Annotated in this window: 12 protein-coding genes; 2 read left to right on the top strand and 10 right to left on the bottom strand. The window is 66.0% G+C overall.

Going from position 1 to position 14,049, the window contains the following annotated elements:
* Positions 1–12 precede the first annotated feature (12 nt).
* The 9 genes from der to PV761_RS13355 all read right to left on the bottom strand — a co-directional run bounded on the left by der (position 13) and on the right by PV761_RS13355 (position 9,489).
* A complete protein-coding gene (der, locus tag PV761_RS13395) occupies positions 13–1,563 on the bottom strand; it encodes a ribosome biogenesis GTPase Der (protein WP_028271704.1) in 1,551 nt (516 codons plus the stop codon).
* Positions 1,564–1,573: 10 nt separating this feature from the next.
* On the bottom strand, positions 1,574–2,257 hold the full coding sequence (locus PV761_RS13390; RefSeq protein ID WP_028271703.1) for a lysophospholipid acyltransferase family protein: 684 nt from the start codon (positions 2,255–2,257) through the stop codon (positions 1,574–1,576).
* Positions 2,258–2,321: 64 nt separating this feature from the next.
* On the bottom strand, positions 2,322–3,035 hold the full coding sequence (cmk, locus tag PV761_RS13385; protein WP_028271702.1) for a (d)CMP kinase: 714 nt from the start codon (positions 3,033–3,035) through the stop codon (positions 2,322–2,324).
* Positions 3,035–4,144, bottom strand: a complete 1,110-nt coding sequence (locus tag PV761_RS13380; protein ID WP_028271701.1) for a prephenate dehydrogenase — start codon at positions 4,142–4,144, stop codon at positions 3,035–3,037. The genes cmk and PV761_RS13380 overlap by 1 nt, the downstream gene beginning before the upstream one ends.
* Positions 4,145–4,147: 3 nt before the next feature.
* The gene (locus PV761_RS13375; RefSeq protein ID WP_028271700.1) at positions 4,148–5,344 is read right to left on the bottom strand and encodes a pseudouridine synthase; all 1,197 of its coding nucleotides are present in this window, start codon (positions 5,342–5,344) and stop codon (positions 4,148–4,150) included.
* 109 nt (positions 5,345–5,453) lie between these two features.
* Entirely contained in the window at positions 5,454–6,086 is a 633-nt protein-coding gene (locus PV761_RS13370; RefSeq protein ID WP_347897484.1) for an SMC-Scp complex subunit ScpB, read from the bottom strand.
* A 47-nt stretch (positions 6,087–6,133) separates the two neighbouring features.
* Positions 6,134–6,985 carry a ScpA family protein gene (locus PV761_RS13365; protein WP_347897408.1) on the bottom strand — a complete coding sequence of 284 codons (852 nt, stop codon included), beginning with the start codon at positions 6,983–6,985 and terminating at the stop codon, positions 6,134–6,136.
* Between the two features lie 8 nt (positions 6,986–6,993).
* The gene (locus PV761_RS13360) at positions 6,994–7,893 is read right to left on the bottom strand and encodes an AAA family ATPase (protein WP_028271698.1); all 900 of its coding nucleotides are present in this window, start codon (positions 7,891–7,893) and stop codon (positions 6,994–6,996) included.
* A 258-nt stretch (positions 7,894–8,151) separates the two neighbouring features.
* Positions 8,152–9,489, bottom strand: coding sequence for a cation:dicarboxylase symporter family transporter (locus tag PV761_RS13355; RefSeq protein ID WP_028271697.1), 1,338 nt, complete (start codon positions 9,487–9,489; stop codon positions 8,152–8,154).
* A 140-nt stretch (positions 9,490–9,629) separates the two neighbouring features.
* On the opposite strand from PV761_RS13355, the gene PV761_RS13350 reads away from it, so the two are divergent.
* Positions 9,630–11,261, top strand: a complete 1,632-nt coding sequence (locus PV761_RS13350) for a sensor histidine kinase (protein ID WP_347897405.1) — start codon at positions 9,630–9,632, stop codon at positions 11,259–11,261.
* Positions 11,258–11,968: a response regulator gene (locus PV761_RS13345; protein ID WP_028271695.1), complete on the top strand. Its 711-nt coding sequence runs from the start codon at positions 11,258–11,260 to the stop codon at positions 11,966–11,968. The genes PV761_RS13350 and PV761_RS13345 overlap by 4 nt, the downstream gene beginning before the upstream one ends.
* A gap of 17 nt (positions 11,969–11,985) precedes the next feature.
* On the opposite strand, the gene PV761_RS13340 is transcribed toward PV761_RS13345, so the two are convergent.
* A complete protein-coding gene (locus PV761_RS13340) occupies positions 11,986–13,884 on the bottom strand; it encodes an AMP-binding protein (RefSeq protein WP_347897403.1) in 1,899 nt (632 codons plus the stop codon).
* Between the last annotated feature and the right edge of the window lie 165 nt (positions 13,885–14,049).

Here is a 14,049-nt window from a genome sequence, read left to right as displayed (position 1 = left end):
GGTGTGTCGTAATTAACGCTTCTTGCCGCGCTTTTCACGAACACGCATGTTGACCTCAATGGGCGTTCCCTCGAAACCGAAGGTTTCGCGGAGGCGCCTGGTGATGAACCGGCGGTATCCGGGGTCCAGGAACCCGGTGGTGAACAGCACAAATTTCGGCGGACGGCTGGAGGCCTGGGTGCCGAAGAGGATGCGGGGCTGCTTGCCGCCGCGAACCGGGTGCGGGTGCGCGGCCACCAGTTCTCCGAGGAACGCGTTCAGGCGTCCGGTGGGGATGCGCTTGTCCCAGCTTTCCAGTGCTGTGTCCAGCGCCGGAACCAGCCGGTCCTTGTGCCAGCCGGTCAGCGCGGAAATGTTGACGCGCGGCGCCCAGGCAACGTGCGCCAGGTCCTGCTCGATTTCACGCTCCAGGTAGGTGCGGCGTTCGTCGTCCAGCAGGTCCCATTTGTTGAACGCGAGAACCAGGGCGCGGCCGGATTCGATGGCCAGCTGAAGGATGCGGACATCCTGTTCGCTGAGCACTTCGTCCACCGCAAGGAGCACGACGGCGACCTCCGCCTTTTCGAGTGCGCTCTGCGTGCGCAGTGAGGCGTAGAAGTCTGCGCCCTGTGCCATGTGCTGGCGGCGGCGGATGCCCGCGGTGTCGACGAAGCGCCAGGTGCGGCCGCCGAGTTCGATGAACTCATCGACCGGGTCGCGGGTGGTGCCGGCGGTGTTGTCCACGACAACGCGCTCGGAACCGGCCAGTTTGTTCAGCAGCGAGGACTTGCCCACGTTCGGACGCCCGATCAGGGCGATGCGGCGCGGGCCGCCGGAGCGCTCGAGGCCTTCGATCGTGGAGTACTCGGGCAGGGTGTCCATGACGTGGTCAAGGAGGTCGGCCACGCCGCGGCCGTGCAGCGCCGAGACCGGGTACGGCTCGCCGAAGCCAAGGCCCCAGAGCGTTGCCGAGTCGGCTTCCTGGGCGAAGTCATCCACTTTGTTGGCCACCATGATGACCGGTTTCTTGGACTTCCGGAGCATCTTCACGACTGCTTCGTCCGTGGCGGTGGCGCCCACGGCGGAGTCGACGACGAACAGCACGGCGTCCGCGAGTTCCACGGCCATCTCGGCCTGTTCCGCGACGCGTGCGTGGATGCCGCGTGCATCGTGTTCCCAGCCGCCGGTGTCCACCACCGTGAAGTTCCGGCCGTTCCAGGTGGCCGAGTACATCACACGGTCACGCGTGACACCGGGGGTGTCTTCCACCACGGCTTCGCGGCGGCCGAGGATGCGGTTCACCAGGGTGGACTTGCCCACGTTGGGCCGGCCGATGATCGCGAGGACCGGGTCGAGCTTGACCGGACCGTCGAAGTCCTCGTCGTCGTAGTGGCCGCTCAGGAGGGCGGCGTCATCCTCGTCCAGTTCGTAGTCGTCCAGGCCGGCCCGGAGGGATGCGGCCCGAAGCTCTGCCTCGTCATCGTCCAGGGCAGCAAGATGCTCCGCCACCTGGTCCGTGCCGGTGGGCGTGTATTCGTCTTCGCCGGCGCCAAATTTGCCGGAGGCTTGAGTCGTATCGCTCATTGCACTTTCCTTAGTGGTGATCTGCCGGCGTCCCGGCTACTTCTTCATGACGTTCTTGCGGGGAATCCGCGCCGGGCAAAGGCTGCCCGCTGATTTGTATCGTTTGCTGGACATGCCGTGCCAGGGCAGCGCGGATCTCATTTCCCGCCCTGTCCATTGAAGCACGCCCTGTCTCGCCGGGCCTGCGCCCGATATCCACGGCCTCGCCGAAGCTGACGTGCAGCCGCCGGCCGGGCCGCGGAACGGCGTCGAGGTGTTCGCCGGCGATCCTGGTTCCCAGGATCGCGACGGGGACCACCGTCGCGCTGGAGTTCAGTGCAAGCCAGGCGACCCCGTTGTTGATGCTGGAGGCCTCGCCGCTCCCCCGCGTTCCTTCGGGGAGGATGCCGACGCACCGGCCGGCGTCGAGCGCTTTTTTGCTCAGCTGCAGGGCGGCGCGATCGCCGGAGCGGTCAACCGGCAGCTGGCCGGAGGCCGTGAGGACCCGCCCCAGGAAGCCCTTGAACATTTCCTTCTTGACCAGGATGTGCATGGGGCGCGGTGACGCGCCGAACATCACCGGTCCGTCCAGGAAACTGATGTGGTTCGCTGCGAAGATCACGGGACCTCCGGTTGGAACGTTCTGCCGGCCGTGGACAGTCGTCCGGTAGACGATGTGGTCCAGGAACCAGCCGACCGGCCGGCTCCAGGCCATGGTCCAGGCGCCCGGAAGGTCGCGACGGGCCGCCGGAAGGGTCAGCGGAGTCCGGCCGCCTGCGTCAGTCACGGTTCAACACCTTGTTGACTATTCCCAGGGCCGCGTCGACGGTGCCGTCGAAGTCCAGGTCCGAAGAGTCCAGGGTGACCACCCCGTCCGCCGCGGTGGTGAAGTTGACGACGGTCGAGTCCTTGGCGTCGCGCTGCGTGACCTGGGCGGCCAGCTGCTCTGCGCTCTGCGTTCCGCCCAGCTGGACGCCCCGGCGGCGGAGCCTGGCTTCCTCGCTGGCGGTCAGCAGCATGCGGACTTCGGCGCCGGGAGCGACGACGGTGGTAATGTCGCGTCCTTCCACCACGATGCGGCGGTGGTGGACCTCAATCAGCTCACGCTGCCGGCGCACCAGTTCCTTCCGCGCACCGAGGGTGGTGGCGATGGCACTGACGGCCGAGGAGATGGCCGGTTCCCGGATCGCCTCGGTGACGTCCGTGCCGCCGACACGGACGTATTCCTCGTTCGGGGTGGTGCTGACGTCCAGCGGCAGGTCCTCGGAGGCCTGCTCGATGGCCGCGGCGTCGGTCAGGTCGATGCCCTGGTCCAGGCAGTACCAGGTCAGCGCACGGTACATGGCACCGGTGTCCAGGTAGGCAAGGCGCAGCCGCCGTGCCACTTCCCTGCTGACGCTTGATTTTCCGGACCCCGACGGTCCGTCGATGGCGACGACCAGCGGCCTGCCCTGGCGAAGCATGGGCACGGTATCGATGAGTTCCTGTGTCATTACTGCAGTACCCGCCATCCACGGTCGTTGAGTGCTTCGATGAGCAGATCATGTTTGTTGGGCAAAACCGACAGTTCCACCATGCCCACATTCTGCCCGGAGGAATGATCCAGCCGCAGGTCTTCGAGGTTGACCCCGATTTCGCCGATCTCCGTCAGGAGGCGGGCGATCTGTCCCGGCTTGTCGTCCACCAGGACGGTCAGCCAGGAATAGGCCTGCGGAGGTCCGCCGTGCTTGCCCGGAATGCGGGACTGCCCGGCGTTGCCCTCGCTGATCAACTGCGCGAGGTCCAGGCGTGCGCCGGGGGCTGCCGGGTCCTCAAGGGTCCCGATCAGCCGGTTCAGGTCGTCACGCACGCCGTGCAGGATGTCCACCATCGGGCCCGCATTGGCGCCCAGGATCTGCACCCACAGCGTGGGATCGCTCGCCGCGATCCGGGTGACGTCGCGCAGGCCGTTTCCGGCCAGGGACAGCGCGTGCATGGGCGTGCCCTGCAGCCGGCTGGCCACCAGCGATGACATCACCTGGGGAAGGTGGGACACGAGCGCCACGGCCTGGTCATGTTCTTCGGCGCCGAACTGCGTGACCACGGCGCCCAGGTCGGTCGCCAGGGCGCGGGCGGCCTGCAGGGCACCGGGCGACGTTTCCCCGGAAGGGCACACCACCCACGGCATGGAGGTAAAAAGCTCACCGCGGGCCGCGACGGGGCCTGACTTTTCCCGGCCTGCCATGGGATGCGTTCCCACGTATCGGGCGAGGTCCACGCCGCGTCCCCGAAGGTCGGCCAGGATGCCGGCCTTGACGCTGGCGATGTCCACCACCGTTGCCGCGGGGTAGTCAGCCAGTGAGCTTTCCACCACGTCCGCCGTTACGTCCGGGGGCACGGCCACCACAACGAGTTCAGGCTGCTCGTCGCCAAGGCGCGACAACGGAAGGCCTGCCCCGATATCGACGGCGACAGCCTGGTTGGTGGGCGAAGGGTCGGACAGGAACACGGACACGCCGCGCCCCCGCAGTCCGAGACCGATGCTGGTTCCCAGCAGCCCGGTTCCGATAACCACTACCGGGCCGTTCAGGTGCCCGCGGCCGTGGGCGTGAAAGGCAGACATAAGCTACAGCCCTACGGATGCCAGCAGGTGGCCGACTTCCTGCTTGCCGAGGTTGCGGATGCTCCCCTGGCGCTGGTCTCCCAGGCCGATGGGGCCCACCTTGACGCGGACGAGCCGGAGTACCGGGAAGCCCACAGCGTCGAAGAGGCGGCGCACGATGCGGTTCTTGCCCGAGTGCAGCACAACCTCGATCAGCACGTGGCCCGGCGTGGAGTCCACCAGCTTGAACGAGTCCACCGAGGCGAACCCGTCCTCCAGTTCAACACCGGCCTTGAGCTGCGCGCCGATTCCCTGGGGGAAGGGGCCGCGGACCTGGACCAGGTACGTCTTGGGTACCTCGTAGGACGGGTGCGTCAGACGGTTGGCGAGTTCGCCGTCGTTCGTCAGCAGCAGCAGTCCTTCGGTGGCGACGTCGAGGCGTCCCACGTGGAAAAGGCGTTCGCCGTGCGTGTTGCGGACGAAGTCGCTGATGCACGGACGGCCGTCCGGGTCCTCCATGGTGGACACAACGCCCTTGGGCTTGTTGAACACCATGTAGACCATGTTTTCATCCAGCTGGATGCGGAGCCCGTCAACGTGGATCACTGCCGTTTTCGGGTCGACGCGGACGCCGAGCTCGGTGACCACCTTGCCGTCCACTTCAACGCGGCCTTCGGAGATCATTTCCTCGCAGACGCGCCGTGAAGCGACGCCGGCTGAGGCCATGACCTTCTGCAGGCGGATGCCGTCGGCGTCGTGCATTTCGGACTGCGGAACATCGCCGCGGGGTCCGCGCTTGCGCGAAGGCTTGCGGACGGGGCCGAGGTTCTGCCCGAACCGTTCGCCGCCGAAAGCGCGCGTACCGAAGGTTTTGGCTGACGCGGACCGCGGCTTGGGCTTGAGGGCGCCGGGCGTGCCGGGCTCCTTGCCGGCGCCGGGCTTCCGTGAACCGGGCTTCCGGGCGGCAGGTTTGCCCTGCTTCCAGTCAGCTGCTGCCGGGCGGTCTGCCGGTGCGCCGGCCGGACCCTGCAGGTCCGGATCGATGAAGGCCTCTTCGCGAGGCTTGGGGCGTTTGAAGGGGCGGTCGCCGCCTCCTTTGTAGCCGGCGGCGCCGCCTGCGCGGCTGGCACCGCCCTGTACCGGGCGTCCGGCTTTATTGTGTCCGGCGCTGTTGCGTCCCGAACTGTTACGTGGTGAACCCTGGCGTCCCGCCTGTGTCATGACCCGTCCTTCGTTATGGTGGCCGGCGATGGTTGTCTCCCGACAACCCTAGCCAGCCGGGCGGATTAAGTCCGCCCTGGTGGATACCCGTGCGCAGGCGTAAATGTGCCTACATTCTTCCGGCGTCGTAGAACTCTTCGATGCCTTCAAGCCCCGGAAGATGGGGTGAAAGCTGCGGCAACTCAGCCACCGAGCCGATTCCCATGCGTTCCAGGAAATACGACGTCGTACGGTAGAGGATGGCCCCGGATTCGGGATCGGTCCCCGAGTCTTCGATCAGTCCCCGCTGCATCAGCGTCCGCACGACAGAGTCAACATTAACTCCTCGAATTGCAGACACCCTGGCCCTTGATACGGGCTGGCGGTAAGCGATGACGGCGAGCGTTTCCAGCGCCGCCTGCGTCAGCCTGGCTGTCTGTCCTTCCAGTACGAATCCGCCTACGACATCGGCGAAATCCGCGCGGGAATAGATGCGCCAGCCTCCGGCGATATTCCGCAATTCAAAACCCCGGGGTCTGGATTTGTGGCCAGCAGTGGTGATCACAGCGGCAACGTCCGAGTCCGGGGCATTAACAGTATAGCCGTTATACTCGCGCTGAAGTTCCGCGAGCAACTGCTCGACGGCGTCCACTGTCAGGTTGAGTCCTGCGGCCAGCTCGACGGCGGTGGCCGGCTGGTCGATGACCATCAGCACTGCCTCGATGGCGGCGCGGGCGCCGCCGGGGAGTTCGGCGACGTCCACTCCCGTGTCCGCTTCCCCGCGGGCGGCCGGATCCGGCGTCGTGTCGCTCAAGTCTCCTCCTCGTATTGCTCGCTGTATTCCTCGGTCAGATTTTCGCTGCTCCAGTCTTTGGTTCCCGCCGTCCAGTGAACCGTCAGGTCGCCCAGGGGAAAGATCTGGTCGAAGCCGACCACCTTGTCCCGGAACATTTCCAGCAGCGCCAGGAAGCGCGCCACCACAACCAGCGTTGATTCGGCGTCGGCGGTGAGGGCCCGGAACGACAACGGCCTTCCGGCCTGGAGCTTCAGTCCCAGGATTTCGGCCTGTTCCTTCACGCTGACGGCGCTGCCGTGCAGGTGCGCCAGGCCGACTTCGCTCGGCGCCGCCTCCTTAGGCACCAGCGCGGCTTCCGCCAGGGCGGCAAACTGTCCGGGAGTGTGCCGCCAGACGAGCTCCGGCAGCAATGCCGCGAACTGTGCCTCCAGGGCTACCTGCCGGGGGAAACTGCGGGCCTCCAGCTCCAGGGTGGTGTTGATCAGCCCGGCCACATGCTTGAAGGCTTTGTATTGGAGCAGGCGGGCGAAGAGCAGGTCCCGCGCTTCGAGCAGTGCGACGTCCTCATCGTCCTCGACCTCGCCGGCCGGCAGGAGTCGGGCGGCCTTGAGGTCCAGGAGCGTGGCGGCGATGACCAGGAATTCGCTGGCCTCGTCCAGCGCCCACTCCTCGCCCAGCTTCTGGAGGTTCCTGATGTACTTGATGAATTCATCAGTCACGGTGGCCAGGGCCACTTCGGTGATGTCCATCTGATGTTTGCTGATCAGGCCGAGCAGCAGGTCAAAGGGACCGGTGAAGTTGGCCAGCCGCACTTCGAAGCCGGCCTTCTTCGATGCCTCCGCCTGCGGGGTGACTGCCAGTGCCACGGCTATGGCTAGGGCGCGCCGCCGCGCGAAATCAGCTCTTTGGCCAGGCGGCGGTATGCGTCGGCGCCGATGTGGTTGGCGGCGTAGCTGGTGATGGGTTCCGCGGCCACGGTGGCGTCGGCAAACTTGATGGAGCGCTTGATAACGGTCTCGAAGACTTTGTCCCCGAACGCTTCCACGAGCCTGCTGATGACCTCGCGGCTGTGCAGGGTGCGGGCGTCGTACATGGTGGCCAGCACTCCGTCCACCTGGAGCCTGGGGTTCAGCCGGTCCTGGACCTTGTCGATGGTTTCCACCAGCAGGGCCACGGCCCGGAGTGCAAAGAACTCGCAGATCAGCGGAATGATGACACCGTGGGCAGCCGTGAGGGCGTTGACGGTCAGCAGCCCCAGTGAGGGCTGGCAGTCAATCAGGACGACATCGTAGTCGTCCTCAACCTTCTTCAGGGCCCGGTCCAGCACCTGTTCGCGGGCAACCTCATTGACGAGCTGCACTTCCGCGGCGGAGAGGTCGATGTTCGCCGGCAGCAGGTCAACGTTCTCGACGCCGGTGTGCTGGATGGCGTCCCGGATGTCCACCTTGCGGTCCATCAGGACGTTGTAGACCGTCAGGTCCAGTTCATGCGGATTGGTTCCGAGGCCCGCGGACAGTGCGCCCTGGGGATCGAAATCCACCAGCAGGACACGGCGCCCGTATTCGGCGAGCGCGGCGGCCAGATTAATGGTGGAGGTCGTTTTGCCGACGCCGCCCTTCTGGTTCACCATCGCGATCACACGCGCGGGGCCGTGGGACGACAGCGGCGCAGGCTCGGGAAATTCGCGGTAGGGGCGCCCGGTAGGACCCATGACGGCGTCTTCCAGATCGAGTTCGGTGCCTTCCAGAGTTGCTGAACCCTGCTCGCTGCTCACGTATCTATCCACACTTTCGATGACGTTGATGTCCTGCCGCTGAAAGTTCAGCGCCTATGGTTCTTCCCACCAAGGTTACAGCGCCGCATCCGTGATTCAACGGAACTTGACACGCGCCCTTGCCTGAGCCTTTACCTTCTGGTAAAGGTCGAAGGTTGAGGCCGGCGGCACACAAAACCGCCCGTGCAGGATGATCCTGCACGGGCGGTTCCTTTGTAGCTACGGGTGTCGGTCCGGATGTTGGTCCGGGCAGGCGCTTCAGGCGCGGGCGGGAACCTGAGCCGGAGCTTCCTGCTCGGTGTGGTGGCCGGCGATCATGGTCTGCTCGTCGAAGGGCTCTTCGCCGGACAGGACACGCTCCACCTGGCCGCCGTCGATCTCCTTGACCCAGGTGCCGATCAGGACCGTGGCCACGGCGTTGCCGGTGAAGTTGGTCAGGGCGCGGGCCTCGGACATAAAGCGGTCGATGCCGACGATCATGCCGACGCCGCCGAGCAGTTCGGGCTTGTGGGCCTGCAGGCCTGCGGCCAGGGTGGCCAGGCCGGCGCCGGTGACGCCGGCGGCACCCTTGGAAGCGATGATCATAAAGACCAGCAGGGAGATCTGGGCGCCCAGGTCCAGCGGGGTGCCCATGGCGTTGGCCACGAACAGGGACGCCATGGTCAGGTAGATGGCCGTGCCGTCAAGGTTGAAGGAGTAGCCCGTGGGAACGGTGACGCCGACAACCGGCTTGGAAACACCCAGGTGTTCCATCTTGGCAATAAGGCGCGGCAGGGCTGCTTCGGAAGAGGACGTGGAGAAGATCAGCAGGTATTCGCGGGCCAGGTACTTCATGAGCCGGAAGATGTTGACGCCGGCCACAACCTGCAGCAGGCCGCCAAGGATGATCACGATGAACAGTGCACAGGTGATGTAGAAGGCAAGCATCAGGGTGAACATGCTGACGATTGCCTGGAAGCCGGTGGCACCGACGACTGCGGCGATGGCGCCGAAAGCTCCGACGGGCGCCAGCCACATGACCATGATGAGGATGCGGAACACCAGGGCCTGGCCGTGGCCGATGGCCTTGAGGATGGGGGCGCCCTGCGGACCCATCTTCTGCAGGGCAAAGCCCACGAGGATCGCTGCCAGCAGCGTGGGCAGCACCGGAATATCTCCCGGGATGATTCCCAGCAGGAAGTCAACGGTGCTGTCGGTGGCGGCCTTCTTGTTGGGATCGTAGGGCGTCAGCTTCAGGCCCTCACCCGGGTGGATAAGGTTGCCCACCACGAGGCCGATGGCCAGCGCGAAGGTGGACATGACGATGAAGTAGCCCAGCGCCAGGCCGCCCACCTTGCCGACGGTGGCAGCCTTCGCGATGGAGCCGATGCCCAGGACGATGGTGCAGAAGATCACCGGAGCGATCATCATCTTGATCAGCTTGATGAAGCCGTCGCCCAGCGGTTTGAGTGATTTGCCGACCTCCGGGAACAGAAGCCCGATCACGGCGCCGAGGATCACGGCGGCGATGACGGCGATGTAGAGGTAGTGCGACTTGTCGAGTCCTTTGCGCTTTGCCTTGACGGGCGCAGCTGACTCTCCTCGTTGAGAAGCCATGATGTGTCTCCTTATGGATAATCTGGAAGACGTTGCGGCACAGTCTCTGGGCTCCACACGTCCGTCCGGTGTGATATCCATCATTGGGCATGGCGTGACCTGGCTCACCGTTGCGTTCATATTGGTCGTGGAAGGGTTGCATGAGGCACAAATGGAGCATTGCGCGCCGGCTGTTCGTGGCGCATTTGTTGTTCATGCTCGCGCTGACCGCAACAGTTGGGACCGCCACGTTTATCGATGCCCGGGACCACGCCTACGACGAAGCCGGACGGCGGATGTCCGGTGTTGCCACGGCCATTGCCGACAATCCCCTGGTCCTGCAGGCTGCCGGGTCGGCCGACCCGTCCGCAGTGCTGCAGCCCTACGCACTGGACGTTATGGACGATGCCGACGCGGATTTCATCACGATCATGGCTCCGGACCGGACCCGCTGGACGCACCCGCGCAGCGAGGAACTCGGCAAGCCGTATATCGGGTCCATAGATGCCGCCCTGAACGGGCAGGTATTCACGGAAATCACGGCCGGCACGCTGGGTCCGTCGGTGCGGACGATTGCGCCGGTCAAGGACCAGTCGGGGAACGTCAGGGCCCTCGTGGCCGCGGGCGTGACAGTGCGGACGGTGGACGTTGCCATTTCAGGGCGCCTGCCGGCCCTGCTGGCCATCGCCTTCGCCCTCCTGGTGGGCGGCTCCGTGGCGTCCTGGCTTCTGGGCCGGTACCTGCGCAATGTCACCCGGGGCTGGGGACCCGAACAGCTCGCCCAGCTGTTCGCCTACTACGAGTCCGTGCTGCACTCCGTCCGTGAAGGGGTGATCCTGATCGACCCCAAGGGGCGGGTGGTGATGTACAACGACCAGGCCGCGGAGCTCCTGGGGCTTGCCCCTCGGCCATCCGGGGGCGATCCCGCCGACGCCTTCCTGCTGAGCGACCTCCCCCTGGCACCCAGCCTGAAGGACCTGTTTGAATCCGGCCGGACGACGCAGGACGAAATTCACCTGGCCGGTCCCCGCGTCCTGGTGATCAACCAGGGTCCGGCGGTGGGACCGGCGTCGTCGGCCGGCCGGCAGCGCCCGGCGGTGTTCGGCACCGTGGCAACCATCCGCGACCGCACGGAGATCGAGTCCCTGGGCAGCGAACTGGAAACCATGCGCACGCTGTCGGATGCCCTGCGTGCCCAGACCCACGAGCACGCCAACCGCCTCCACACCATCGTGTCGCTGATGGAACTGGGCCGGTCCGACGAGGCCCTGGATTTTGCCACCAAGGACCTGGAGCTCAGCCAGCAGCTCACCGACGAGATGGTGGGTGCCATCGAGGAGCCGGTGCTGGGCGCGCTCCTTATGGGCAAGGCCGCCGAGGCACACGAACGCGGTGTTGAACTGGGCCTGCAGGCGAACAGCACGGCGGGGACGGCCGGTGTGGCCGTGCAGGACCTGGTGACCATTCTCGGCAACCTGCTGGACAACGCCATCGATGCGGCGGCGGATGCCCCGGCACCGAGGTGGGTTGAGCTGTCCGTGGAGTCGGGAGCCCGGGGCGTTGAGATCACGGTGGAGGACTCGGGCCGCGGAATCGACCCCGAAGCCGTGGATGATGTGTTCCGGCACGGTTTCAGCACCAAGGCCCCCGGCAAGTATGGCCGGGGGCTGGGCCTGGCCCTGGTCCGGCAGGCCGTCCACCGGCTGGGCGGCACCATGGCCATCACGAATCCCCGCGGGGCGCACTTCCACATATTCCTCCCCGCAGCGGGCACCACCAAGGAGACACCATGAGCGACATCCGAGTTCTCGTCGTTGAGGACGAACCGGTAGCCGCGGCAGCGCACGGCGCCTACGTAGGGCGGCTCAACGGCTTTTCGCTGGCCGGCACGGCCCCGGACGGCCAGTCCGCGCTGCGCCTCCTGGCTGAATTCGCCGCGGCAGGCAACCCGATTGAACTCGTCCTGCTGGACATGAACCTTCCCGACCTCCACGGCCTGGACATTGCGCGGCGGATGCGGGCCTCCGGGCTGCTGCCGGACATCATCGCGATTACTGCCGTGCGTGAGCTGAACATCGTGCGCAGTGCCGTGTCCATCGGAGTGGTCCAGTACCTCATCAAACCCTTCACCTTCGCCACTTTCGCGGACAAGCTGGCCAGTTACCGGCAGTTCCGCGAGCAGCTCGCCGCCGGCCCGGGCGGGACCAGGTCGGGAGCGTCACAGAGCGACGTCGACCAGGCGTTTGCGAGCCTGCGGGCGCCGAGCGAGCTGCCCCTTCCCAAGGGCCTGTCGACGTCGACCCTGGACGCGGTGCAGGAGTTCATGAAGCAGCAGGCGGAGGCGGTCTCGGCCACGGAGGTCATGGATGCGCTCGGGATGTCGCGGGTGACGGCCCGGCGCTACCTTGAGTACCTTGCGGATGCCGGAACCGTCTCCCGGACAGCCCGCTACGGCGCACCGGGCAGGCCGGAGAACGAGTACCGCTGGAACCGGAGCTGACTGCTGGTTGCGGGGCGCTAGTTCCGGGGCGTTGCGGGGCGAAGGGTTCCGATCAGCTGGTCGATCACGCCGGCGTCCTCAATGGTGGACGGCACCACGTACTCCTCGCCGTCGGCAATCTGCCGCATGGTCTTGCGGAGAATTTTGCCGGAGCGGGTCTTGGGCAGTGCATCCACCACTGCCACGTGCTTGAAGTCCGCCACGGCCCCGATATCGCGGCGGACCAGCGCGATCAGGTCCTTGACCAGGACGTCCTCCGCCACCTCCACACCCGATTTCAGCACCACGTAGCCGCTGGGACGCTGGCCCTTCAGCGGGTCCGCCAGGCCGATCACGGCGCACTCCGCAACCGCGGGGTGCTGGCCGATGACCTGCTCCATGGCGCCGGTGGACAGCCGGTGGCCGGCAACGTTGATGATGTCGTCGGTGCGGCCCATCACGAACACGTAGCCGTCCTCGTCCCGGTAGCCGGAGTCTCCGGTTGCATAGGAACCTTCGAACGCCTGGAGGTAGGAGGAGATGTAGCGGTCGTCGTCGCCCCAGAGCGTGGTCAGCGTGCCGGGCGGAAGCGGGAGCCCGAGCACAATGTTGCCTTCGGTCCCGGGTTCGACGTCCTCCCCCAGTCCGTCCACGATGGTGAGCTTGAAGCCCGGCATCGGGACGCTCGGCGATCCCGCCTTGATCGGGAGTTCTTCCAGTCCCCGCGGGTTGGCGCAGATGGCCCAGCCTGTCTCGGTCTGCCACCAGTGGTCCACCACCGGGACGTTCAGCGACTTCGTGGCCCAGTGGAAGGTATCGGTGTCGAGCCGCTCCCCGGCCGCGAAGAGCGTCCGCAGGCTGGAGATGTCGTAGTCCTGGAGCAGCTTGGCCTCGGGGTCGGCTTTCCGGATGGCGCGCAGCGCGGTGGGCGCGGTGAACAGGACATTGGCCCGGTGGTCCCGGATCACGCGCCAGAAGGCACCTGCGTCGGGAGTTCCCACCGGCTTTCCCTCATAAAGGACGGTGGTGGCGCCGGCCAGCAGCGGACCGTAGACGATGTAGGAGTGCCCCACCACCCATCCGACGTCCGAGGCGGTCCACATGACGTCTCCCGGGCCGATGTCATAGATGTTTTCCAGGGTCCAGCTGAGCGCCACGGCATGGCCGCCGTTGTCGCGCACCACTCCCTTGGGCGTGCCGGTGGTTCCCGAGGTGTAGAGGATGTAGAGCGGGTCGGTGGCTTTGACGTCGACCGGAGCCGCCGGTTCCGCGGCGGCCATCTCGGTTTCCCAGTCCAGCCAGCCATGGTCCGAGGCTGAGGAGGTGAAGCCGTCCCGTGCGGTGACGATCACCGGCAGCTCCGGAGTTCCGGCCAGGCGGAGGGCCTCCTCGACCGCAGGGAGGTATTCGATCCGGCGAGACGGCTCAATGCCGCCGGATGCCGTGACCACCACGGCCGGAGCGGCATCCCGGATGCGGGCCGCCAGCTCCTTGGGCGCAAAGCCGCCGAAGACCACCGAATGGACGGCGCCCAGCCGCGCAGTTGCCAGCATGGCGATCGCGGCTTCGGGGATCATGGGCATGTAGATCACCACCCTGTCCCCCTTGCCGACCCCGCGGCCCCGGAGGACGCCGGCAAAACGTGCCACAAGCTCCGTGAGTTCGGCATAGCTGAAGCGCTGCTGGGTCCCGAGCATCGCGGAATCGTAGATGAGCGCATCCTTGCTGCCCCGCCCGGCCTCCACATGGCGGTCGAGGGCGTTGTACGACGTGTTAAGAACGCCGTCCGGAAACCAGCTGTACAGCGGTGCCCGGCTGGAATCCAGGGCACGGCGCGGCGGCACCGACCAGGTAATCTTCCCGGCGGCATCCAGCCAGAAGTCTTCGGGGTTCTCCAGGCTCTGTGCGTAGCTGTCCTGATACCTCTTGGTAACCATGAAATGCATCCCGTCCACGACATTGTGATGCGAGCCATGCTAGTCCGGCCGGGGAAGCGCGCACAAGGGTCTATGTATACAAATTCGAAGCACTTTTGATTTTCTAGGGCAATTGCTGGGCAAAACTGCCGCCTGTGTATACACTGAGGAGCGTCAACCAACGAA

Source organism: Arthrobacter sp. CC3 (assembly GCF_039907775.1).
In the GTDB taxonomy this organism is placed as follows: domain Bacteria; phylum Actinomycetota; class Actinomycetes; order Actinomycetales; family Micrococcaceae; genus Arthrobacter.
Note: the sequence above shows the minus strand (reverse complement) of the source record. Positions and strands in the feature narration are given on the sequence as shown.